General features: G+C 57.6%; 19 protein-coding genes and 1 riboswitch. Of the genes, 6 read left to right on the top strand and 13 right to left on the bottom strand.

The genetic code is table 11. The annotated features are described in order from the left end of the window. Window positions 1–58 precede the first annotated feature (58 nt). Complete coding sequence (fabG, locus tag PPRO_RS04440; RefSeq protein WP_011734843.1) at window positions 59–778, bottom strand: 3-oxoacyl-ACP reductase FabG; 720 nt, start codon at window positions 776–778, stop codon at window positions 59–61. Window positions 779–1,090: 312 nt separating this feature from the next. Between fabG and PPRO_RS19310 the strand changes: the two genes are divergently transcribed. The 5 genes from PPRO_RS19310 to PPRO_RS04415 all read left to right on the top strand — a co-directional run bounded on the left by PPRO_RS19310 (window position 1,091) and on the right by PPRO_RS04415 (window position 10,396). Next, window positions 1,091–3,448, top strand: coding sequence for a hybrid sensor histidine kinase/response regulator (locus tag PPRO_RS19310; RefSeq protein WP_011734842.1), 2,358 nt, complete (start codon window positions 1,091–1,093; stop codon window positions 3,446–3,448). A gap of 147 nt (window positions 3,449–3,595) precedes the next feature. Further along, complete coding sequence (locus tag PPRO_RS04430) at window positions 3,596–6,529, top strand: response regulator (protein WP_011734841.1); 2,934 nt, start codon at window positions 3,596–3,598, stop codon at window positions 6,527–6,529. After that, window positions 6,526–8,682 (top strand): two-component system response regulator, encoded by a 2,157-nt coding sequence (locus tag PPRO_RS04425; protein WP_011734840.1) that lies wholly within the window; start codon window positions 6,526–6,528, stop codon window positions 8,680–8,682. The genes PPRO_RS04430 and PPRO_RS04425 overlap by 4 nt, the downstream gene beginning before the upstream one ends. Before the next feature lie 14 nt (window positions 8,683–8,696). Continuing rightward, entirely contained in the window at window positions 8,697–9,233 is a 537-nt protein-coding gene (locus PPRO_RS04420) for a YfiR family protein (RefSeq protein ID WP_011734839.1), read from the top strand. A 98-nt stretch (window positions 9,234–9,331) separates the two neighbouring features. Beyond that, window positions 9,332–10,396: an endonuclease/exonuclease/phosphatase family protein gene (locus PPRO_RS04415; protein WP_011734838.1), complete on the top strand. Its 1,065-nt coding sequence runs from the start codon at window positions 9,332–9,334 to the stop codon at window positions 10,394–10,396. A 185-nt stretch (window positions 10,397–10,581) separates the two neighbouring features. Here the strand turns inward: PPRO_RS04415 and PPRO_RS04410 are convergent, their stop codons facing one another. The 12 genes from PPRO_RS04410 to PPRO_RS04350 form a co-directional block, all read right to left on the bottom strand. After that, entirely contained in the window at window positions 10,582–11,430 is an 849-nt protein-coding gene (locus PPRO_RS04410) for an SHOCT domain-containing protein (RefSeq protein WP_011734837.1), read from the bottom strand. 537 nt (window positions 11,431–11,967) lie between these two features. Next, window positions 11,968–12,279 (bottom strand): hypothetical protein, encoded by a 312-nt coding sequence (locus PPRO_RS04400; protein ID WP_011734835.1) that lies wholly within the window; start codon window positions 12,277–12,279, stop codon window positions 11,968–11,970. A gap of 111 nt (window positions 12,280–12,390) precedes the next feature. Beyond that, a complete protein-coding gene (locus PPRO_RS04395; RefSeq protein ID WP_011733975.1) occupies window positions 12,391–13,749 on the bottom strand; it encodes an IS1182 family transposase in 1,359 nt (452 codons plus the stop codon). A 145-nt stretch (window positions 13,750–13,894) separates the two neighbouring features. After that, window positions 13,895–14,176, bottom strand: coding sequence for a hypothetical protein (locus PPRO_RS04390; RefSeq protein ID WP_011734834.1), 282 nt, complete (start codon window positions 14,174–14,176; stop codon window positions 13,895–13,897). Between the two features lie 82 nt (window positions 14,177–14,258). Next, window positions 14,259–14,531, bottom strand: coding sequence for a DUF4242 domain-containing protein (locus PPRO_RS04385; protein WP_011734833.1), 273 nt, complete (start codon window positions 14,529–14,531; stop codon window positions 14,259–14,261). Window positions 14,532–14,561: 30 nt separating this feature from the next. Further along, window positions 14,562–15,890: a hypothetical protein gene (locus PPRO_RS04380; RefSeq protein ID WP_011734832.1), complete on the bottom strand. Its 1,329-nt coding sequence runs from the start codon at window positions 15,888–15,890 to the stop codon at window positions 14,562–14,564. A gap of 243 nt (window positions 15,891–16,133) precedes the next feature. Further along, complete coding sequence (locus PPRO_RS04375; RefSeq protein WP_232286689.1) at window positions 16,134–17,207, bottom strand: ABC transporter ATP-binding protein; 1,074 nt, start codon at window positions 17,205–17,207, stop codon at window positions 16,134–16,136. A 17-nt stretch (window positions 17,208–17,224) separates the two neighbouring features. Then, window positions 17,225–17,923: an ABC transporter permease gene (locus tag PPRO_RS04370; protein ID WP_011734830.1), complete on the bottom strand. Its 699-nt coding sequence runs from the start codon at window positions 17,921–17,923 to the stop codon at window positions 17,225–17,227. A gap of 353 nt (window positions 17,924–18,276) precedes the next feature. After that, window positions 18,277–19,098, bottom strand: coding sequence for a HesA/MoeB/ThiF family protein (locus PPRO_RS04365; RefSeq protein ID WP_011734829.1), 822 nt, complete (start codon window positions 19,096–19,098; stop codon window positions 18,277–18,279). Between the two features lies 1 nt (window position 19,099). Beyond that, window positions 19,100–19,342 (bottom strand): MoaD/ThiS family protein, encoded by a 243-nt coding sequence (locus tag PPRO_RS04360; RefSeq protein ID WP_041532126.1) that lies wholly within the window; start codon window positions 19,340–19,342, stop codon window positions 19,100–19,102. A 122-nt stretch (window positions 19,343–19,464) separates the two neighbouring features. Continuing rightward, the gene (locus PPRO_RS04355; RefSeq protein WP_011734827.1) at window positions 19,465–21,195 is read right to left on the bottom strand and encodes an aldehyde ferredoxin oxidoreductase family protein; all 1,731 of its coding nucleotides are present in this window, start codon (window positions 21,193–21,195) and stop codon (window positions 19,465–19,467) included. Between the two features lie 31 nt (window positions 21,196–21,226). Beyond that, a riboswitch (molybdenum cofactor riboswitch) is annotated at window positions 21,227–21,345 on the bottom strand. Window positions 21,346–21,458: 113 nt separating this feature from the next. After that, complete coding sequence (locus tag PPRO_RS04350; RefSeq protein ID WP_011734826.1) at window positions 21,459–22,622, bottom strand: iron-containing alcohol dehydrogenase; 1,164 nt, start codon at window positions 22,620–22,622, stop codon at window positions 21,459–21,461. 848 nt (window positions 22,623–23,470) lie between these two features. Here PPRO_RS04350 and PPRO_RS04345 point away from each other — a divergent pair. Continuing rightward, the gene (locus PPRO_RS04345; RefSeq protein WP_011734825.1) at window positions 23,471–24,295 is read left to right on the top strand and encodes a competence/damage-inducible protein A; all 825 of its coding nucleotides are present in this window, start codon (window positions 23,471–23,473) and stop codon (window positions 24,293–24,295) included. The last annotated feature ends 60 nt before the right edge of the window (window positions 24,296–24,355 follow it).

Raw genomic sequence — 24,355 nt, 5'->3', positions numbered from 1 at the left:
ATTGCTCTGCAGACGCGAAAACCGCCATAAAGGTTACGCACCGAAACAAAGAGAGAGCCTACATGGCCAGCCCGCCATTGACGCCGATCACCTGGCCATGGATATACATATGCTCTTCGGTGCAGAGGAAATTGACCACCGAGGCAACGTCGTCGGCAGTACCGACCCGGTTGAGCGGGATCAGAGGGAGGACCTGCTCCCGGGGAATCTCAGTGGTCATCTCGGTTTCGATGAAGCCGGGAGCGACCACGTTGACCGAGATCTTCTTCTTGCCCACCTCGCGCGCCAGGGCCTTGGCGGCGCCGATCAGGCCGGCCTTGGAGGCGGAATAATTCACCTGGCCGGGCTGGCCCACCTGGCCGGAAGTGGAGGAGATCACCACGATCCGCCCGCGCCTGGCCTTGAGCATGGCGAACACCACCTGGCGGGTAACGTTGAAAAAACCGTTCAGGTTGGTGGAAATCACCGAATTCCACTCGTCTTTGGTCATCCACATCAGCAGGTTGTCGCGGGCGATGCCCGAGTTGTACACCAGCACATCGGGAGACACACGCTCCAGGCGCTCGGCCAGGGCTGCCTCGGTCTCTTCGTAGCTGGATACATCGAAGGGGATCAGGTCGCAACTGCCTCCGGCCGCCTCGATCTCCTGCTGCACGCCGCGGGCCGCCTCATGGTTGTTCCTGTAGGTCAGCCAGATGGCAAAACCCGATTCTGCCAGCCTGAGTGTGATTGCCCGTCCTATGCCACGGCTTCCGCCGATCACCAATGCAGTCTTCATCTATCCGCCCGCATCATAAGATATTAGTTATTAAAAGATTTCTTGCCTTCCAGCAGGGACCGAACGATACACCAACGTTTTTTGGCTGTCAAGCGGGATGACAAACAGGGCCGGGAAACGGGACCCTGCCTGCGGTGACCGGCTGCGGGGCGCTTCGCCAGCAACACTGCCGGCGGGCGTTTTTTTCGGTTAATTTAAGCCAGCGGAGCACAAACATTGTATACTTCCTGGCGTAAACGGCGTTCGTTTTCTATTGGCGGAGCAGCTGCCCCGATTCCAAAACCTACGCCAACGGCACCTGAGGAGCATGCAATGAAAAACCATCTCTGCCCACCAGCCGGAGACGCAACCAGCGGCGCGCCCCTGACACCTCAGCGGAACCCAGCCCAGCCGAATGAGCCGCCACGCAACGGGTCGCACCGCCTGCCGGAAAGGGAGGGCGGCGGACGGCACTGCCCGCAACCTGGACTGAAAGACATACTGGCTCGGTATCTGGACCTGTTCGATCTTGCCCCGGTGGGATATGTAACCATCAGCCAGGGGGGAACCGTGGTGGAGGCCAACCTGACCTTTGCCGCCATGGTCGGCGTCCAGCGGGACAGCCTGGCCGGCGAACCGCTTGAGCGCTTCATCACCCCGGAGGAGCATGAAGCATTCCTTGGCCGACGCACACGGCTCCACGAATCGCAGGAAAGGCAGAGCTGGGAGATGCGCATGCTGCGCGACGACGGCTCCACGTTCTGGGCACAGTTGCAGGCGATCCCGGAGCGGGAGGGAGAATCATGGATCACACTGGACGACATCACCGCGCGTAAACGGGACGAGTCTGATCTGGAGCTGAAGAGTTTCACCCTGGACAACCTGGCCGAAGAGGTGCTCTGGCTGGCCGCCGACGGCACGATCTGGAACATAAACCAAGTGGCCTGCGAAAAGCTGGGCTACAACCGGGATGAGTTGCTGAACCTCTCCGTCATGGACATCAATCCGCAGATGACAAAGGAAGGATGGCGCTCCTTCTGGGAGGAGCTGAAACAGACGGGCAACCTAAAATTAGAGTCGTCCCACCGGACACGGGACGGCCGCTGCTACCCCACCGAGGTCGTCGCCAACTATTTCAACCGCAACGGCTTCGAATACTGCTACTCCATCGTGCGCGATATCACCGCGCACAAAAACCTGGAAAAGGCTCTCCAGGACAGCGAAGAGCAGTTCCGGACCCTCTGCAACTCGGCCCCCATCGGTATTTTCAGCGCCGACCGCGAGGGGAACAGCATTCTCAGCAACCCGCGCTGGGAAGAGATCGCCGGACTGTCGGCCGCGGAGTGCATCGGCAAGGGGTGGACCAGGGCCATCCACCCCGATGACCGCGAAGAACAGGCCAAAACCTGGCTGGAGGCCATGAGCACCGGGCGGGTCTATTCCCACGAATACCGCCTGCTGACCCCCCTGGGAAAGACCATCTGGGTGCGGGCATTGGCCAACCCCATCAAGGATCCGGACGGCACGGTGCTGGGCTATGTCTGGACCGTGGAAGACATCACCGAGTTGCAGCAGTCGCGCCAGGAGATCCTGAAAACCCAGAAGCTGGAGTCGCTGGGAGTGCTGGCGGGAGGCATCGCCCACGACTTCAACAACATCCTGACCGCAATTCTCGGCAACATTTCCCTGGCACGCCTGCAACTCAATGACACGGCGAAGGTCACCAAACGCCTGGAGGAGGCTGAAACGGCAACCACCCGCGCCAAGGACCTGACACGTCAGTTGATCACCTTTGCCCGGGGAGGCGAGCCGCTCAAAAAGAACATCGACGTTTCCAGCCTGCTCAGGGAGGCCACCGATTTTGCCCTGCACGGCTCCAACGTCAAATGCCGCTTCGACCTGCCGGACGACATCTGGATGGTGGAGGCGGACGAGGCGCAACTGAGCCAGGTCATCCACAACCTGGTGTTCAACGCGATCCAGGCCATGCCGGGAGGGGGAACCATCAGCATAGGGGCGAGCAACGTCGTCTCCCAAGAGGGGGGGAGGAAGTTCGTCAAAATCTCCGTTACGGACACCGGAACCGGAATACCCGCCCACCACATGCAGCAGATTTTCGACCCGTACTTCAGCACCAAGGAAAACAGTATCGGCCTGGGCCTGGCCACCTGCCACTCGATTCTCAAGAAACATGGCGGAAAGATACGGGCAGCCTCCACCCTGGGAAGGGGAAGCACGTTTCTCGTCTCCCTGCCCGCAGCGGATCAGGCCGACGAAGCGCCCTCCCCTAGTGCGGCCGAAGGATCAAACACCAGAAGGCATATACTGGTAATGGATGACGAAGAGATGATCAGGGAGTTGGCCGAGGCAATACTGACCGAGTTCGGATACTCGGTGGAATGCGTCGAAAGCGGCGCCCAGGCCATAGAACTCTACGCCGCGAGGAAAGAAGAGAACAGACCCTTCTCAGCCGTTATCCTGGACCTGACCATCCCCGGCGGGATCGGCGGCAGGGAGACCATGGAAAAGCTCCGCAGCCTGGATCCCCATGTCAGGGCGATCGTATCCAGCGGCTATTCCGATGACCCGGTAGTGGCCAATTTCCGGGAGCACGGTTTCAGCGCGGTACTCAGCAAACCATACCGGCCCCAGGAAATGGGCAGGGTGCTGCAGGAGCTGTTCGCGCCTTAAGCAGCCGGCCGCAGAGGCCAGCCCAGCGGAACACAGATTCCATTTGACACACCCCGGAAAAGCAGGCACATATAACAATTTCAATTCCCTAAAACGTCCTTCTACACAGCTGTCACCATTCCCGAACCTCATGAAAGACGGTGAGCGATGCGCACGCGTTTTCAACGCATTACCATAAAACGGAAGATCATGCTGCTGACCCTGGTTACCTGCGCCACGATCGCATTCATGATATCGCTGACCCTGATCGTGGGCCAGGTGATGCGCTATCGTCAGGATATCCTGAAAAACACCGCCGTTGTCGCCGACATGGTTTCCTATTCCGCCACGGCCCCGCTCATGTTCGCCGACACCCAAGGGGCAGGCGACGCACTTTCTCCCTTAAGCACGAATCCCAACGTGCTGAGCGCCTTCATCGTCACCAGCGAGGGAGCCATATTCGCCGCGTACCAGAATCCCAAGGCCCCCGCCGAGAACCCCCACCAGAGAGAACTGGGCCCGGCGGCAACCAACGCCGAGCGCCTTGCGTCTCTGAAGCAGATGGGCAGGAGCGACATCTGGCATATCCCTCCCTGTTTCGACATCGTCCGCCCCATACTGTCCGACGGCCAGCTCCTCGGTTATGTCGTGGTGCACATCTCCAGCGCTCCGCTGTGGGACATGATCATCAGCGTCGCCTCATCATCCGCCCTGATCCTGCTGGTTGCTCTCCTGGCGGCATACGCAATCGCCTCGCGGCTGCAGAAGTTGATCACCGGGCCGATCACCAACCTGGCCCAGACCATGTCCCGGGTCACCACCAACAAGGATTACTCCATCCGTGCCGCCAACGAGAGTTGCGACGAGATCGGCCAGATGATCGACGGCTTCAATGAGATGCTCAGCCAGATCGAGGCCCAGGACCGGGAACTGCTCAAGAGCAGGGACACCCTCGAGGATACCGTCGCCATACGCACCGAAGAGCTGCAACGGATGGTCGCCGATCTGGAGGTGGCGCGGGATGCGGCCAACGCGGCCAACCGGGCCAAGTCGGAATTCCTGGCCAACATGAGCCACGAAATCCGCACGCCCATGAACGGCGTTCTCGGCATGACCGAGCTCTTACTGGGAACCCTTCTGAACGGTAAGCAACGCCAGTTCGCCGAGACGATCCGCAACTCGGGAGAGGCGCTCTTGGCCATCATCAACGACATCCTGGATTTTTCCAAGATCGAGGCGGGCAAGATCGAGTTGGAGAAGATTCCCTTCGACATGCACGAACTGCTCTGCGACGCGGCGGAACTCTTCGCCAGTTCCGCCCACCAGAAGGGGCTGGAGCTCCTGGTCTCCATCCACCCCGATGTGCCGCGCATGGTCGTCGGCGACCCGGCCCGGTTGCGCCAGGTGGTGCTGAATCTGGCCAGCAATGCCGTCAAGTTCACGGACCAGGGCGAAATCGTGATCTCGGCGGATGTGGCCGAAAGCGGCCAGGACAACATCCTGATCCGCTTCCTCGTGCGCGACACCGGAATCGGCATCAGCCCGGAGTCGCTGGAAAAAATCTTCGAAGGTTTCGCCCAGGCAGACGGCTCCATGACCCGCCGCTACGGAGGGACCGGGCTCGGCCTGACCATCGTGAGGCAGCTGGCCGGGCTGATGGGGGGCACTACCCGCGTGGAAAGCACCCCCGATGTCGGCTCCTGCTTCAGCTTCACCGCCCGCTTCGACCTCCCCGCCACGCTCCAGCAGGCAGCCCTGCCCTCCTCTGCCCACGAGGCCCTGCGCGAGCAGAAGGTGCTGGTGGTAGACGACAATGCCACCAACCGGACCATCCTGGAACAGATCATCCTGTCCTGGGGGATGAGGATCAAGACCGCCTCCTGCGCCCTGGAGGCCCTGGCCAGCCTGCGCAATGCGGGCCAGAGCGATCCGTTCCAGCTGGCGATCCTGGACATGATGATGCCGGCCATGGACGGGATCGAACTGGCCCACGCCATCAGGACCGATCCCTCCATCCCGCCGCTGCACATGGTCATGCTCACCTCATCCGGGATCATCGGCGAAATGGAGCGCTCCCAGGCCGCGGGTATCGAGTACTGCCTGACCAAGCCGGTGCGGAGTTCGTGGCTGTACGACTGCCTGATCGGCTTGACCGGCACGGCGCTGGGCCGCACCTCCCAGCGAAAAGAACAGGAGCAGGTGGTCGCCACCGGTTTCACGACCGTGTCGGACTCCTCAGCCCTGCTGGTAGAGGACAACCTGGTCAACCAGGATGTGGGGCGCGAGATGCTGCGTTTTCTGGGCTACGAGGTCACCGTCGCCAGTAATGGCAGCGAAGCCCTGGACCTGTTGGCTTCACGACGCTTTTCCATCATCCTGATGGATTGCCAGATGCCGGTCATGGACGGCTACCAGACAACGAAAGAGCTGCGCCTGCGTGAAAAAAGCGCCCCTGGCGAAGGCGGCGGGACGCCTCACCAGACCGTTATCGCCCTGACCGCCCATGCAGGCGAACAGGACCGTGAGCTCTGCATGGAAGCCGGCATGGACGATTACCTGACAAAGCCGTACACGCTGGAGCAGTTGACCGGCATACTCTCCCGCTGGACGACGTCGGCCGCTTCCGTCGCCGAAGAACGCGCCGACACTGAACCGGGATCGCTCCCCCCACTGGCGGCGCTGACAAAATGCCCCGCCCCCACCCTGCCGGAGGCAACCGAACGAAAAGCCGCCGACAACGGCGAATCTGCCCTGGATCTGCGCTACATCGACAATATCCGCAAGATCGATCCGGAGGGTAAGAAGCAGGTCCTGCGGACGGTGATCGGCTATTACCTGGAGGACGCGCCCAGGGTCATCGCGGCCCTGCGCCAGGCAGCCGACAACGGAGACATGGAGCAACTGTACAAGCACGCACACTACTTCAAGTCCAGCAGCGCCAACCTGGGGGCCTCCAGGCTGGCTGAGCTGTGCAAGACGGTGGAATTCATCGGCAAAAACAACAGCGTCCTAGAAGGCACGGGACTTCTCGCGCGCATCGAGTCCGAATTCGCCATCGTTTCCCATGCACTGACCGAGGTCATGCAGGGTGGTGATTCATGATTGAGCAGACGAATTACTGCTCCGTCCTGGTGATAGACGACGACCCGATCATCAGGCACCTGACACGCATAACTCTTGAAACCGCGGGGCATAGCGTCAACGACTGCCCGGACGGCACGACCGCCCTTGAGACATTCCTGGCAACCGGCCCGGATGTCATCCTGTTGGACGTGATGCTGCCGGGCAAGGACGGCTTCAGCGTCTGCGCGGAGATTCGCGCGCTTCCCGAGGGACAGACCATTCCCATCGTCATGATGACCGGCCTGGACGATATCGAGTCGATCCACAAGGCCTACGGCGCGGGCGCCACCGACTTCATCACCAAACCGCTCAACTGGCAAATTCTGGCCTACCGGGTCAACTACATCTTCAGGTCGAGCAGGGCCTTCAGGGACCTGCGCACCAGCGAGGCGCGCCTGAGCAAGGCCCAGCAACTGGCCCGCATGGGCAGCTGGGAGTGGAACCCGCTGCTGGATGTGGTCCAGCTCTCGGAACCGTGCCGGCAGATCATGGGCATTGACTCCGCTACCCAGGTTCGTGACATAGCCTCGCTGATCGCCCTGGCTCACCCCCTGGGACGGCCGTACCTGCGTAAGGGACTGGACGCGCTCATGGAGCGGGGACGCCCCTTAAGTCTCGATTGCCAGACGGCAACCGCCGACGAGGAGGACAAGCGCTTCATCCATCTGGAGGCCGAGGAACACAGGGATGCCTCGGGCCGCATCACCCTCGTTTCTGGGACGATCCAGGACATCACGTCCCGAAAGCTGGCAGAAGAGAAGATCCGCTACCTTGCCTACTACGACAGCCTGACCGGCCTTCCCAACCGGGTGCTCTTCAAGGAACACCTCAGGCGCGCCCTGGCGACCTCGGAACAACACAAACGCCAGTTGGCCATCATGTTGCTCGACCTGGACCGGTTCAAGGGGATCAACGACTCGCTGGGACACGATGCCGGCGACCTGCTGCTGCAACAGGTGGCAGACCGCCTGCGCCTGCGCGTGCGCCCCTACGACACGGTCAGCCGCGACAGCGAGGAGCAGAGGGATTCCCTGATAGCCCGCCTCGGCGGAGACGAGTTTACCATCCTTCTGGAGGGGATCACCACCCCGGAAGCAGCGGCGCGCGTTGCCAGGAGAGTCATCGAAGCCCTTGAAGCCCCCTTCGCGCTGAACGGCAACGAGGTCTTCATCTCGTGCAGCATCGGCATCAGCATCTACCCCCATGACGGCACGGATCTGGAGATTCTGGTCAAGAACGCCGACGTGGCCATGTACTGCGCCAAGGATCTGGGCTGCAGCACGTTCCAGTTCTACACCCAGGAGATGAACTCCGTCTCGCTCCAGCGCCTGATCCTGGAAACACACCTGCGCAAGGCCTTTGAAAAGGAAGAATTCTTTCTCCACTACCAGCCGCAGATCGATTGCGTCACGAACCGGATCATCGGCCTGGAGGCCCTGGCGCGCTGGAACAACCCGGAACTGGGTCTGGTATCGCCGGGCTCCTTCATTCCCCTGGCCGAGGAAACGGGACTGATCATAGCCCTCGATCGCTGGGTCCTCGCCACTGTCTGCAAACAGCTTGAAGCCTGGCAAGCGGCGGGAATCCCCCTGGTCCGGGTGGCGGTCAACCTCTCTGCCAGACACTTCCTCAAGGCAAACCTGAACAAAACCATCCAGCAGATCAGGTCGCGCGGCGCCGCGGCCCGTGATCACCTGGACCTGGAAATCACCGAGGGAATGCTGATGGAAAACGCCGAGGAGGTGGTCAGCGTCCTGGGCATGCTGCAGGAAACCGGTGTCAACATATCCATCGACGATTTCGGCACCGGCTACTCATCACTCAGCTACCTGACCCGCCTGCCGTTCCATACCCTGAAGATCGACAGGTCGTTTATCTCCCAGAGCGGCGACAATGTGGAAAGCGCCTCCGTCGTCACCGCCATCATCGCCCTTGCCCACTCCCTGGGCAAAGAGGTCGTGGCGGAGGGAGTCGAAACCTCTACCCAACTGCAGTTCCTGAAGGAGAACGGCTGCCGGGTTATACAGGGATACCTGTTCAGCCGACCGCTCCCCGAAGACAAGATCAGGGAACTGCTCCGGGAGGGCCGCATTCCCGGCGCCGTGGAACCGGTCCGGGAGCATGGTCGGTGAGGCTCTCCCCGTTCATGAAAAGCTTGAGCCTGCCGTTACTGCTGATGTTTTTCCTGCCCCTGACGCTCCCCCCCCTGGCCACGGGCGCCAGACAGGACGAATCACAGGTGAAGGCTGTCTTTGTGCTCAATTTCGCCAAACTCACCCAGTGGCCCGCCGACGCTCACCGCGACAATGAACCCTTTACCATCGCCATCCTGGGCAGAATCCCTTCCGCCGCGTTCATGGCAACGCTGAAGACTCAACAGATACACGGCTCGAAGACACTGGTCCGGCACATCGAATCAGCCGCGGAGGCGCGGGGTTCCCATCTGGTGTATATCTCCCCCTCAGAGCGCCAGCGCGTCTCCGCAATCCTGAGGGAGCTCCGCCACCAGAACGTGCTGACCGTAAGCGATATGGAGGGGTTCTGCGAAACGGGCGGGATGATCGGGCTGGTGCCGATCCAGAACCGGCTCGGCTTCGAAATCAACCTGGGAGCGGTACGCCAGGCTCGCCTGACCGTCAGCTCCCAGCTTCTCAAGCTCGCCAGGACCATCCATGGCAACTGAGCTTCACATACCCCGGGCCAGCACAAAGAGCGCATCGACCTCGCTGAATTCCGCGATGATGCCGATCTTCCCCTGACGCCCGGACGGGACGGCATGCCATGACCAACCGACCAGCCCCCAAAACGCCTTTTCTGCTCATCCTCCCGCTCCTCGCCTATGGGGCGATCCTTGTCGCCCTGACGCTGTTCAACCGGTTTGGCCCGGAGCGTTGGTGGTTCACTGCCTTCAACCTCTACCTGCCTCAGGCGATCTGGCTGATCCCCGGACTCTTTTTTTCCATCATCTGCTTCCTGACCGCCCGACGCTGGCTCTGGTTGCCCCTGCTCTGCGTGGCCTGGGTTGCCGGTCCCCTGATGGGTTTCTGCTGGCCATGGGGCCAGGCTCACGGATCGTCCACCGCTACCCCGCTTAGGGTCATGACCTGGAATGTCAAGTACTGTTCCCGCGGCAAACTGGCCCAACAAGCGCTTAAAGACGACATTGCGCGGGCCAACCCGGACATCGTGCTGTTTCAGGACGCGGGAGGGGTTATGCAGGGAGCGCTGGGAAGCTACTTCGCGAAATGGCATTTCCACTCCCAGGAGCAGTTCGTGATCGCCAGTCGCTTCCCCCTCGAGGAAACGGAGATCCTGCCGATCAGCCGGCCATCCGGCAAACAAAAGACCTTCGCGCGCTACAGAGTGAAGATAGGTTCGACGCCGGTCTCCCTCTACAACATCCATTTTGAATCCCCCCGCGAGGGGCTCTCCGCCGTCGGTTCGGCGAGGAAACGCCCCTGGTACCTGCCGAAAGGGATCCAGCGCTTCGAGCGGAACGTATCTATCCGCCTCAGCCAGGCCCGCATGGTACAGGAGTTCATCAGCCAGGAGAAGGGACCCGTTATCATCGGCGGAGACCTCAACTCACCCGACGCGTCTCAGGTGTGCGCCGGCCTGCGGGACGCCGGACTCCACGACGCGTTCGCCGAGGGGGGGCGGGGCTACGGTTACACCTATGGCCACTTCCTGCTCCAGCGCCGTCTCCCCTGGATGCGCGTCTCCTGGATGCGCATCGACCACGTCATGATGAGCTCCCACTTCAAGGCGCTGGGCTGCCGGACCGGGACCGGAGAGGCTTCGGACCACCGACCGGTCATCGCCGACCTGCTGTTTCTGCGTAAGTAGTTCTCTTCCCCGGAATCCCGAAACCACGCCGCCGCCCTTGATCCGGCTTTCAGACACGAAAACGCCCCGTGCCCCCTCAACAGATATGAGGGAACAGGGGGCGTTTTGGAGCGGGTACTGGCTTACATTTCAGTGACCATTGGATGCGGTATCTTCGCCCCGGTCACCGGTTCTTCGGCCAGCAGCTACAGTTCGTTCAGGATTGTCAGCCGCTTGCCGCGATACTCTTCTTCGGTGATGATCCCCTTGTCGCGCAATTCCTTGAGTACGCTCAGCCGCTCGGCCGTCTTGCCGGCCTTGCCGCTGAACAGCCGGTCAATCGCCGAGGGGGTGGCAGCGGGAGCGGCCTGTCCTACTCCGGTAGCCTTGTCCGGCAACGGCGCCGTCACGACAGCAGGTTTCCAGGTATCGGCAAAAGCGACCCAGTCCTTTCTGACGATGGTCATGTCCGGCTGGTCCTGCTGGGGAAGCAGCATCCAGTCGCCCTCGGCCACATATTCCCGGTTGCCGGGAGAAAAGGGGTACAGCCTCCTGTCGTGGCGCTCGTTGAACTCATACTGCGCCTTGCCGATGATCAGGTTGAGCTTGCCCCCCTGGTAGAACAGGCGCCCGGCCGTTGCCTTGGGAACCCTGGACATTCCCATGGGAGCCAGGTGCAGCCCGATAATGGCAAAGGTCACGTCCTCGTCCGGACTTGCCTGCTTCAACGCATCCTCCAGGTAGGGCGCCAGAATCTCCAGGGATTTGTCGGTAAACAGCGGCAGCGGCGGGTCCTTTTTGTCCTCGGGGCGCAACTGGATGGAAGCGAGGATGTCGATCAGACGTTCGCGTGGTATGTCGGCGGGATGCTGGTTGGGTATCCTGTTCCCCCCCTTGACGGCATCGGAGCTCTCGATGGCCACAAACTGATCGCGACTCTCCCAGAGCATCCGCTTAGAGCCGGCCAGGCAACTGGAAGCTACAACCAAAAGCACCAGCGACGCGAGCACTACCTGCCACAGCGCCCTATACACAACCCTTTTACCCAGTTTCATACACCCTCCTCCATCAGGAAAATAATCGTACACCAAAACAACACTCGATTAGCGTTGATCTTCAGCCAGTAGCGGTACAGTACAAAGTCCCCCTTTGGAAAAGGGGGATTCAGGGGGATTTGCCTCAAAATCCAACGCCAACAAATCCCCCCCAGTCCCCCTTTTTCAAAGGGGGGAGCATTGGTTTCAAGTAAGCTGAAGATAAGCGCTAATAGGAAAACAACATGCGGTAAAGCCACGAGCAGCAGCGTCCCACAGGCATGAAAGGGATACGAAGCGTACACAAAACCTTACGTTTAAATGCGAAAGGTTGTTGAGCCTTGCTGTGAGCCCCTATCTACCTGCCGAATACCGTTTTCGCCCGCGGTTGACGGACAGCGCACTGTAGCATGATCGCGCCCTCCGTGCCAGAGCGGAAACCGCTGTTTTCACAAAAAAAGGGAGCGCACAAGCGCCCCCAGGACCAGCATTTCAGGATAGTTGTTTTCTACTCGGCAACAGTATTCCACCTCCCCGGAACGGAAGGCCTGTCGCCACCTAGAAGGGCAGTTTTCCGTAGGCCATGAGACCAATCGCCGGAGCAAGAAGACCGGTGAAGGTCAGGATAATAAAGGTAAGTCCCAGGATCTTGCCACTGAACTTGCCATAGGTCACGCCGGTAACCATCAGGCAGATGGCGGTAAAGGTAACATACATGAAGGACAGATAGGGCACCGGAGCGACGAGGAGCGAACCATCGGGCTTGGCGGCGCCACCGGTGGCGAAAATATAGGCATAGATCGCGCAGACGATGGCGACCACTAGGAGTCTGTCGGGCTTGACCTCAGGGGCGCCCTCTTTTGTGGCCAAGCCGATTAAAAAAGTTCCGTATGTGTTCGTCTTCCCACCGGCAACCTGGTTAATTCAGCCCTTTCAGCGATGACTGCGGTTATTACAGGCTGATTTTCGCTATTTCTCATTCTATCCGGCCAAGACATGCAGCCGTTTGATGTTGTAGGCCATGCAGACGAGGTTCCATTCGCCTTTTACTGCTTCAAAGCCACGAAGAAGAAAGCTTCTGAATCCCATGACCGCCTTGATGATGCCGAAGACCGGTTCCGAGGTGACTTTTCGCTGGGCGTAGATCGCCTTGCCGGAAGGTGTCTTCAGGCGATGCTTCATTCTGGCCACGGAATCGGCATCTTCGGGTAACGGCGGCGGTTCGGCAAAGCGCTCCATCAGTGGCACGTTGTGACTCTGCCGGTCTACGGCAATGTAGGGAGTTATCCCGTTCTCCTCACAGGCAGTTACATTGGTTTCGCTGAAGTAGCCACTGTCAGCTACCAGATCGGTTGCCTTGCCAAGCTTCTCAGGCAGCGCCGCCAGGTTCTCCAGGGTCGGTGTCAGCTCCTGTTTGTCATTGGGATTCTGGGTAACATGGGCCGAAACGATGAGCTTTGATGCTGTATCCACACCGGCCTGGGCGTTGTAAGTCTGCTCGAATCCGCCACCGGAGGTCGGCATGATCCGCGACTCTTCATCGGTCAGATTGACCTGATCTTTGGCAGTGGGGCCGGATTTGGGCGGTTTCGGCTCTTTCCCCTTGGCCTTCTTGCCCGTTGCCTGCTCCTTCTTGGCCCGTTCGGCGACTTTCTTCTCATAAGCGGCCTGTTCACGAGCATGGCGCTCAGCGGCTCGTTTTTCGATCTCGACCTTGGCTGCGGCAATGGCGGAAAGACGCTTTTCCCGACGTTCCAGTTCTTCGGGGATGTTCATGCCGTCCGGAATATCGGCACGGTCCGCTGCCTCGGCCTTTTTGAGCAGTTCGCCAACCTCAGCCTTGATCTGCTCTTCAAGCTTGCAGGCATGCTCATAGCTCAGCGCCTTGTGCTTGGAGGCGTTCGCCTTGATTTTGCTGCCATCCAAACTAACGTTGCCCAGTTTCAGCACCTCCATCTGATGAGCGATCAGCAGAATCTGGGCAAACAGCTTGTTCAGTTGCGGCAGAAAACGCCGGCGGAAGGTGGCAATGGTATCGTGGTCAGGATGACTGTTTGCCGCTATGAACCGGAATGCCACGGAGTCGTAGGTGCTGCGCTCAAGCTTCCGGCTGGAGAATACGCCTGTCGCATAACCGTAAAACAACAATGCTACCAGCATCTCAGGGTTATAGGGCTGCGAGCCTCGGCCGGCATAGGTAGCTTTCAAAGAGCGCAGGTCGAGCTGTTCGACAATTTCGACCACAAACCGGGCCAAGTGCTTTTCTGGTAGCCAATCCTGCAGCGATGGCGGGAGCAGATAGGGTGTTTCCCGGTCAACTTCAATAAACTTTGATTTCATAGTCAACCCCGATACCTAACCAGTTGATATTACCGGACAAATATACGGGATACACCAAGAAAACGCAAGCTAAAGCTGACGACTTATTCAATAAATACAGCAGGTTAACCAATTGAAAACGCCCTGGAGATGACGGCTGAATGCGTTAAGCCCGACAGACTCCTAGGGCGCCGTTGCCGACGGTGCGCAGGTCTTCCGCTCCGGTCAAAAAGGCATGGGCGGTCTGCATGTAGAGAACGCCGAATACGAACAGCGGGGCGGCGCCAAAGGCATTGCCGGTGGCAGCCTCGAAAAATGCGCCAGCAACCGTGAGCACGCCCACGACAGCACAGAGAAAGCCGGATGTCTTGGCCTCACCGTACCCCAGAAAAAACAGGCCAGCCGGGAGCCACATGATACTGATCAATACAAGTATAGCGAGCGTCATAAATCTTCCTCCTAACCGTTTAAAACCCCTCCCGGCCCGACAGCATTGTCGAAATCCGGGAGTGGGGGAGCAGCACATTGCATCATTCAGCGGTGGTAGGGTCGATCATCGTACTCACTTCTGACACGCTGTTGGCGGGGAAACCGCCCTGTTTGGCGTGTTCAAGCACCATCTCCTTGTTGGGAGCGATGTAGATACAGTAAATCTTGTTTTCGGTAACATAGCTCTGCACCCACTGGATCTGGGGGCCGAGCCCGGCAAGGACACTGCAGGATTTCTGGGATATTGCCTGCAGATCCTGGGGGGGAATGGTGCCCGCCCCGGGGATTTCACGTTCTATCACGTATTTCGGCATACAATCTCCTCTTCGTTGAGCAGTCAGGGCCTACCAGTAGAACATGGTGCCGAAGGCGAACTGGTTGGACGTTTGATGTGCGCCGTCATGCCAGGTCTGGCGGGCAAGGATGTATTCAGCCACGAACTGGGTGAAGGAGTTCAGGTTGTAGGTTACACTGAAAACGCCGGATTCCTGCTTCTTGGCCGCTGCATAGGTACCATTATTTCTATCGATGGTATCCTGGTCGGTCTCTTCAAGCCGGCTCTGCCCATAGTTGATGCCAACCTTCCAGGTTGGGTTGATCTGATAGGTAGCCTGAGCCAGGAAACCCCAGAACAAACGGGCCTGTCCCGCGCTGTCGGTAGACCCCAGCGTACCGTCCTGGGCACTGACCATACCCAATCCCCTGCCGCCGTAGCCGGAGAAGAGCAGTTCAACCCCTTTGTAGCCCCCTCCGATGCCATAGGCACCGCCGATGGACTCAAGATGGTCGCCAGCACGAGGATTAGGAACGCTAGATCCAGGGGTTGTTGTACCATCTAAATTAAGAGTAGCGGCAGTTACATTATCCGAAGTTTTGCGCGTTGACCTCTGGTAGATACCGGAGAGCCAGGCTTGAGCTTTGGCGCCGCTCTTGTAGGTCTGGGCGTAGGAAAGTTCGGCCTCCACGCGGGGCAGATTGGTCTTGTCACCACCTTCACTGCTGATGTTGTAGGGCTCGCCTATGGCAATGGCGAACTTGGTCCCGGGAAGGAACTCGGGGGTGGTGTAGCGCATCTGCGGCCCGAAGCCGGTATACAGGTAACCGAAGCCGATGTGGCCCAAGGTAACCGTATTGTCACGTGCCCCCACGGTACCGGCGGTCAAGAGCGTCATGTCGGTGAGGATGTTCTTGCCCTGGTACAGGTTCAGGGCGCGACCGGCCAGGAATTCGCCGTACTTGCCCTTGGCGGTGTAGAACATTTCACGGAAGTCGATGTTGCCGCCTACCGAAAAGCGCCTGTTCGAAGGGCCACCCTGATTACCGTTCTGAATACTGGGGTAGATGCCGACACGTACGGTGGAATCGATACCATTGGTGGTGGGCGCCTTGATGTTGAAGGCCACGACCGACGGCAACAGACCGACGCCAATACCGAATCGCTGGTTGGTTTCGTCGAATGTGTTGTTGTCCAGCCACGCGATACCACGGTTTGTGGCATCGGCACTCTTAATCCTTGTAGTGGTGTGATAGGTTGCGAAGACATCCACGATACCGTCCGTGCTCAACTGCCAGCCGTTCTCACCGCCCACCGTGAAAGCAGCGCTTGCGGGGTTGGTTGCCGTCAGCGAAGCAGCCATGCATAATCCGAGTGCAAGTGTTGTACGTTTTTTCATGCGTTTCCTCCCTCTCCTTCAATAGATTGGATTCTTGAAGCCGATATTCCTACGTGTGGTGAAACATCGTGAATCTACATCTACAACGGTCCAGAAACTTCTTTTCCATCACTCCTTTCCTCTCCCCCATCCACGCATCCGCGAAGCATTCCCGGGGAAGATATCGAGAAAATGTCAGTCGAACAGCACTTCTGTTCCACAACTGAAACACGCACAACGATCATTTATCCAGAATCACTGCCCCTACCCCTTGCGAAACAGGTGCACTGAAGTCGCCTTGAACGAAGCAAACACCCGCTTGTCCGGCGCGAGCGCCAGACGTTCCAGAGACTGGTTGGTGATGGAGGCAACCAGTTTGAATCCGCAGTCCAGGTAGATCTTGGCAAACAACCCCATGTGGACGACCTTGCTCACCCTGGCCGGCAGAATATTACGGGCGCTTGAGGTCGAGTCCGGATCATCCAGGGAAACGGTCACGCTTTCCGGATGGATGCAGATGACCGCCGACTCGCCACGTTTCGCAGCGCCCAGCACCTGAATGGCATGATCTCCCACCGCCAGTGAAAACATGTCCTGCCCTACGTCGCGGACAGCCCCGGAAAAGATGTTCTCCATGCCGACGAAGGAGGCCACGAATTCATTGGCGGGAGCGCTCAACACCTCGGTCGGCGTGCCATTCTGGATGATTTCCCCCTGCTGCATGACAACCATGCGATCAGCCAGACGCAACGCCTCGGCCTGGTCATGGGTAGTCATGATGGCCGATATGCGGGACTCGTGCAGCACCTGCTCAAGGTCATCGCTTAGCGCCTGACGGGCCGGCGCATCCAGGGCAGCAAAAGGCTCGTCCAGCAGAATGGCCTCCGGCGCGATGGCAAAGGCGCGGGCCAGACTGGTGCGCTGGGCCTCCCCCCCTGAAAGCTTGCTTGCCGAGCGGGTCGCCAGATGGGCGATACGGAAACGGTCCAGGCAGGCGGTTACCCGCTCGCGGATCTCCTGCTTGGGAAGACGACGCAGCTTCAATCCAGCGGCAACGTTTTCGAATACGGTGGTGTCAAAGAGCAACGGGTCCTGGAAAACCATGGCCAGCCTCCTGCGATAGGCAGTAGAGGCATAGCCGGGTATGACAGCCTGCTGTTTGAAGACGATCTCTCCGCTGGCCAGGGGAAGCAGACCGGCCAGGGTGAGCAGAAAAGTTGACTTTCCGGTTCCATTGGGGCCGATCAGGGCAACGGTTTCATTGCATCCCAGGGTGAACGAAGGAACCTTCAGCACCTGCGTCCCACCACGGACAACTCTGATGTCACGAACTTCCATCAATACATCCTGATCGTTCATCGCGGACGCTGCCTCTGCTGAACGGCGGTCAGCACGTAGTTGATACCAAAACAGAGGCCGAGCAGAATGATACTGAGCGCGATGGCAACGTCAAAATTGCCGCGACTGGTCTCCATAACCGTCGCCGTGGTCAGGACGCGCGTATATCCCTTGATGTTGCCCCCCACCATGATCGAAGCGCCCACCTCGGAGATGACACCGCCAAACCCGGCCATAACCGCCGCCAGAAGCGGCAGCTTGGCCTCTTTCACCAGGAGCCAGGTCATCTGAAGCCGCGAAGCGCCCAGAGCCAGGATCTGCAAACGGAGATTGGCGGGCAGGTTCTGTATGGAGGCGATGGAGATACCCATGACAATGGGTGTGGCGATGATGGTTTGCGCGATGATGATTGCGCCGGGGGTGTAGAGCAGTTCCAGATAACCGAGAGGGCCGTTACGCCAGATCAGTATCGTAACAAAAAGACCGACAACCACCGGCGGGAGCCCCATGCCGGTATTGACCACGCTCACCAGAATACGTTTGCCGGGAAAATCGGTCAACGCAACCACGGTTCCACCGCCGAGTCCGATCAACAGGCTGAACAGTGTTGCGAGGCCAGAGACCTTCAGGGAGAGCAGGGTAACCGACAGGACCTCGGAGTCGAGGCTTGTGAGCAGTTGCCAGGCTTTGATGAGTCCTTCTAAAAAAAGCTCCATTGCAGGTACAGACTCCTCCACGAACATTAAATAACAGTACGATTCGAACAGCATATTTCCATAATCAGTGGAAACGGGATCCACATGACCAGTGTCTTCCGTGACCGACTAGGTGTTTCAGGAACCCTCTGTTATCAAGGCAAACACGACAAAATTCTAGCAAAAATAAACGAATCTACCAAAACAGGGAACCTCATTCAGAGAGCACCATAAAGCAGTTTTTTTTCAAACAAGGGTTTACAGGTGTTTTTAAAACAAAAAAAATCAACACCTATCGTCTCCCTATGCCGCAAGCATCATACAAGCTAAGTCCGAGCTAACACAATGGAATAGTAACACCATAAGACAATTGCCTAGACTTCGAATGCAACCTGTTCAAACAGCATCTCCCGCAAATCAACGCAGAGCATTTTCTGATGCAAAACCGACCCTTCACCCAGCAGGATCTTGCAGGCTTCCGCCACCTGCAGACTAGCCACCAGCGCGGGAGTAAAGGAGGGATTACCGATCTGAATCTCGACCCCTTTCTGTTCTCCTCGCTGCCCTCCCAGAAACGGGGTAATGTCATCACCAGGCAACTGCGTAGCAACATGGCCGTACCAACCGCCAATCGCGCCGTGCACCAAGGGAATCTGAAGCTCGCGGCAAATGGCGGCCAGCATCCGGCGGGTCGAGAATGAGTCAAGCCCGTCCAGCACGACGTCAGCGCCATTGAGGAGTTCCCGTGCATTCTCACTGGAAAATTCAATCTGGAGTGCGGTTACGGTAACGGCTGGATTGATTTCGCGGACTCGCGCGGCGGCAACAGCGGACTTGGAATGGCCAAGCAGGTTGGGAGAGGAATACAGTTGACGGTTGAGATTGTGCTCTTCAAACGTATCTGGATCCAGCATCATGATATTGCCGATCCCGAGACGCGCCATTTCCTCTATCAGGTAGCCTCCCAGCCCACCACAGCCTATGACGACCGCTGTACTCCTGAACAAGCGAAGTTGCTTGGAGTTGGAAATGGTCTGGCGGTTGCGCTGGTAGCGGGCCGGCATCAGGCCATGTTCGAGAATAGCTTCCTCAACCTGGGAGATACTCAATCGAAAATCCTGTGCGGCTGCCAATTGGACGTACCAGGAAATCAGATCTTCACGTGCGTGGGAAAGAAGATAGGAGGTTAAATCCAACTTAGCCTCCTCCAACTTGGGGAAAGATGCCTAGATTGTCTCCATCTTTCAACTGATGATCAGGCTCCGCATGCCTGCTGTTCAACATGATGATGCCTATCTCGGGTTCGGGGATCTGGAGTTCCCTGATGATATCAACGATACGTGTTCCCACCGGATATTCTCGCGCTTCAGCCACAAAGCGGCCAACACGAAAGGTTGCAAAGAGTTTTACGTTTACCTTTAAAGTATCGCTAACCTGCATCAATTATCCCCTTACATCAGATACTTCATTACATCCAGGCATGGAGGGGGAGGCGCGAACAGTGGGTACATCAGCCACTGCCCGCGCCCCGTACCTACATGGTGCTCAATGAGCACTTCATCTTAGAAGTTCCAGAACTCATCAATCTCTTCGTCAGTAAAGTCCCACACCAGGTTGTGTGGCGGAACCGGATCGAGGGCAAAGAACTCCGGCAAGCGATCGTGGGCATTATTGAATCCTGCCGCGATATTAAACTGGTGCTCAGTCTTCAGGATGTACTTGCCAAGGTTAACCACATCATCACCGGTCAAGGAGAGGCCGAAACGGGCATTGATCATGTCGATCAGGGCAGGCAGACACTCGGGGATATCCAGAGCCGGGAAGGCGACAAAGATACACATACCGGTGGAATCCACGGCAGCCGTGGCGATCTGCAGGTTACGGGAGAGTTCAACCTGACCGTCTTTCTTGAGAGGATCCACATAGCCGCCAACATTGAGGATATTGGTGGCAATGGTGTAACCGGCGGTGTGGTCAGCTCCCATGGTGGTGGTAGCATAGGTGATGCCGATTCCCTTGACCGTACGCGGATCGTAGGCCGGGATGCCCTGATTCTTGACCACCGGCACGCGGGTGAGGCCGTAGGCATTGCCCACGGAACCGGCGCCGCCACCCAGGATGCGGCCCAGGGGGGTTCCCTTGGCGATCTCTTCCGTAAGCAGTCGCAGGATGCCCTTGCCATCGCCGAAAGGAATGATGCCAGCTTCCATGGCAACGCCAAACATGACAACACCTTCAATAGAGTCGATGCCGATATCATCCATCAGGCTGTCGGCCTTGGCAATATCATCGAGTTCTTCAACACAACAGTCGGCGCCCATGCCCCAGATGGTTTCGTACTCGAAGCCCGAGGTGAGGTAGTTGCCGTCCTTGTCGTTGTACACCTGGGAGCACTGAATGATGCAGCCGGCATGACATCCGTGCTTCGGCCTGCCGCCGCGAGCAACGATGGTGTCGTGCATGGTCTCGCCGGAAATCTTGTCGTGGGCCTCGAACTGGCCATAGCGGAAGTTCTTGGTCGGCAGACCGCCTGCTTCATTGAGGATGTTCACCAGCACGTTGGTGCCGTAGGTGGGCAGAGCCTGGCCACTGACCGGGTGATCCAGCAACGCCTTGGCAAACGTACGAGCAGCAACCTTGAATTTGTCGGGATCGGCGATCTTGACGGGAGTGGCGCCTTCGCCATTGATGGAGATGAACTTGATCTTCTTGGAGCCCATGACGGCACCGAGACCGCCGCGGCCATGACTACGAATCTTGCTGTCCGGATCCTTGACCGAGATGTTGGCAGCAGCCATCCTGAACTCACCGGCGGTACCTATGGTGAGAATGCCGGTCTTCTTGCCGAGACGAGCTTCAAGCGCCTCAATGACGGCAAAGTTGTTCTTGCCGATCAGCTCGGTCTCTTCGTTGATGGTGACGCCGTCCTTGTCGATGTGCAGGCTGTACCACTTATCCTCTTTGGGAAGCCCCTCGATGATCATCGCCTTGATACCAAGACGTGCGAACAACTGGGCGGCGGTACCGCCGGCATTACTCTCCTTGATGGTGCCGGTGAGCGGACTCTTGGCACCGGCGGAGAGGCGACCGGAGTTGGCGGCCGGGGTTCCGGAGAGCAGGCCAGGTGCGAATACCAGCTTGTTGTTCGGTCCCAGCGGATGGCATGTGGGGGGTACTTCTGCGGCAACGATGGTTGAGGTCAGGCCACGTCCACCGTGACCAGCCCATTCAGCCGGTACTTCTTCGACCTTGGTGGTCATGTCTGTCATGTTAACGCGTAGAATCTTGTCCATGGTTATCTTCTCCCTATGATTTTATGTACCCTCTCTAACGAGGACAAGCTCCTTTCCTGAAGGGAGGCTCCGCTGTTTCCAGCGAAACCCGTTGGCCGTGCACCATGAGGTTTTCCTTTTAGGTGGCAAGGCTCGGAGATAACATGGCATTTCATTTAACAGTTTTTTGTTATGCAGGAATCCTTTTACAGTGATGGGCAGTGCGTTATGACACTGCCCATCACTTCCAGCCGTTCCCTCCTTAACAGAGAGAAAAATGAGTATTACAGAGCAGACTTGAAGATGGCAATGACTTCGTCCAACGTGGCTTTACGCGGGTTGGTCAGCTGGCAAGCATCTTTCTTGGCGTTTTCGGACATGATCTTCAGGTCGGCTTCTTTCACGCCCAGCTCGGTCAGGTTGGCGGGGATGCCGATGGAAGCGGACAGGGACTTGATCCTGTCGATGGCTTTCTGGCCGGCTTCGATGGTGGAGAGACCACAGATGTTTTCGCCGAGAGCAACGGCGATGTCAGCAAAACGCTGCGGGCAGGCGATCAGGTTGAACTGGCTGACGACGGGCAGCAGGATGGCGTTGCAGACGCCGTGGGGCAGGTTGTAGAAACCGCCCAACTGGTGAGCCATGGAGTGAACATAGCCGAGGCTGGCGTTGTTGAATGCCATACCGGCCAGATATTCGGCATATGCCATGGCGTCACGGGCAACCAGGTCTTCGCCGTTGGCAACAGCCACGCTCAGATTCTTGGCGATCAGTTCGATGGCCTTGATGGCGCACGCGTCGGTGATCGGGTTGGCAATGATGGAAACATAGGCTTCAACGGCGTGGGTCAGTGCGTCCATACCGGTAGCAGCGGTCAGCTTCGGAGGCATACCAACCATCAGCAGGGGATCGTCGATGGCGATGTTCGGAGTTACACGCCAGTCAACGATAGCCATTTTGACGTGGGTATCGGTGTTGGTGATGATGCAGAAACGGGTCATTTCGCTGGCGGTACCAGCGGTGGTGTTGATTGCCAGGAACGGGGGAAGACGCTTGGATGACTTGTTAACGCCTTCGTAGTCACGGATGTTGCCGCCGCCGGCAACAACAAGGCCGATACCTTTACCGCAGTCGTGGGAGCTGCCGCCACCAAGGGTGATCAGGCCGTCGCACTTGTTGTCCTGATAGACTTTAATGCCGTCAGCAACGTTTTTATCGGTCGGGTTGGGCTCGGCGCCGTCATAAATAACAGCCTGGAGACCTACTGCTTCAACATAGCCCTTGATCGTGTCGGCCACGCCCATTTTGTTCAGGCCGGCGTCTGTAACGATCAGCAGTTTCGTTGCGCCCAGCGCTTTTGCCTGCTCACCGGTTTCTTTCGAACAACCTACACCCAACAGCGTTACGGTGGGGATGAAAAAGCCGAAAGTCTGATCTGCTAATGCCATGTGTACTTCCTCCTTGTGTGGTGTACAGAGTGTCGCCACCCTGATCTTATTTGCCAGACAATTCTGGCAAGCCTCTTTTCGTCACAAACAAATCAAAGCTCTATTGCCACTCAGTTTTGGCGATAATTTAAAACCAAGTTCTGTTATTTGATTTAACACATTTCTAAAAATATGCAATATAAATTTGTATATTTTTTTCATTCCCCTGAACAGACTCCTCCTCATCGCGTCAGCGATTATACCCTCTTATCTTCCCCACAATAAAAAGCACTGAAAACAAGAGAGTGAATCATTACCCTCATCCATAAGCTATCGTACTGACTTGCTTTAGTGACTGTGGTTCAGACCGTGTCTGCAAACGAGACAGCAAACGCCCACAGGCAGAACATACTCCCGGGCACCCCAGGCGCCCATCAACAACAGGTACCAAAGACCATCCAACCAATTATTACCTGAATAAGATACCCCCAAGAACCCAAAAGTCCAGACACTGCCTCAAAAAACATTATCCACAAAAACAAAAATGCCGTTATTTTTTTACACCTGCAAGGAACCGACCGAACGCGCATGTTTTTTTCAAATAGCGCTCCAAACAATCAGAAGAGAAAGGCTTTTTAACTTAATATCTCACATTGTCTTTCCACTCACCATCCACACCATGTTCCATACCAAAACAGAGCCTGTTCCATTTCGAGATCATGATCATTATTGGAACAGATTTTTTATACCGAATACACTGACAACCTGAACTCCCCTTGTCGCTATGGATCCATACAAATGATTTTGAATATGGTCATGATCGTGTGTACTCTATACACCTGAAGTCCATACCACAAACGGGAGCTATCATGACAAAACCGGTACGTGTTGAACTGTTCATCATCGGCAATGAAATCCTCATCGGCGGCATCCAGGACACGAATACCAACTGGCTCTGCAAGCAAATACACAACCTGGGAGGGCATGTTACCCGTGCCACCATGCTGCGCGACACCGAGGAGGTCATAGCAACAGAACTTCAGGCAGCTTTAACAAGGGAACCGCAGGTTATCATTACCTCAGGCGGACTTGGCCCCACTGCCGATGACCTGACGCTTGCCGCCGTGGCGCGTGGCGTGGGTGTTGTGACGGAACTCCATGTGCAGGCCCGACAAATGGTCAAGGAACGCTATGACGAACTGGCCGAGCAGGGAGTACTCAGCCAAGGTGGCCTGAACCCACCCCGGGAAAAAATGGCCTGGCTCCCCAAGGGAGCGATCCCGCTGCACAACTCCAACGGAACGGCACCGGGTGTCTTGCTGCAAGCCGGCAACTCAACCATCATCAGCCTGCCGGGCGTGCCATCGGAGTTGAAGACAATCTTCTCCAGTTCACTCCAGCCATTTCTCAGGAAAACGTTCAGCGGCGGCACATCGGCAATGCGCACCATTGCCGTCGAATGCAATGACGAATCACTGATGGAACCGGTACTCAGCCGGGTAACAAATGAGCACCCACATATCTATATCAAGTCCCTTGCCACCACCATCGGCATATCCCGGGAAATCGACATCACTCTCACTGCGGTGGGGAGCAAGCAGACGACACTGGATGGCACACTGGAGGCCGCGCTGTGCGACCTGCAGAGCGGACTGACATCACTGGGCTTTAGACATCGGGAAAAACAGAGGTGAGATTATGCGGAGGACAAGAGTTGTGTGATGTATCTGATCTAAAAGGGGGAGCCGAAAGAC

Origin of the sequence: Pelobacter propionicus DSM 2379, from assembly GCF_000015045.1 — a bacterium.
In the GTDB taxonomy this organism is placed as follows: domain Bacteria; phylum Desulfobacterota; class Desulfuromonadia; order Geobacterales; family Pseudopelobacteraceae; genus Pseudopelobacter; species Pseudopelobacter propionicus.
Note: the sequence above shows the minus strand (reverse complement) of the source record. Positions and strands in the feature narration are given on the sequence as shown.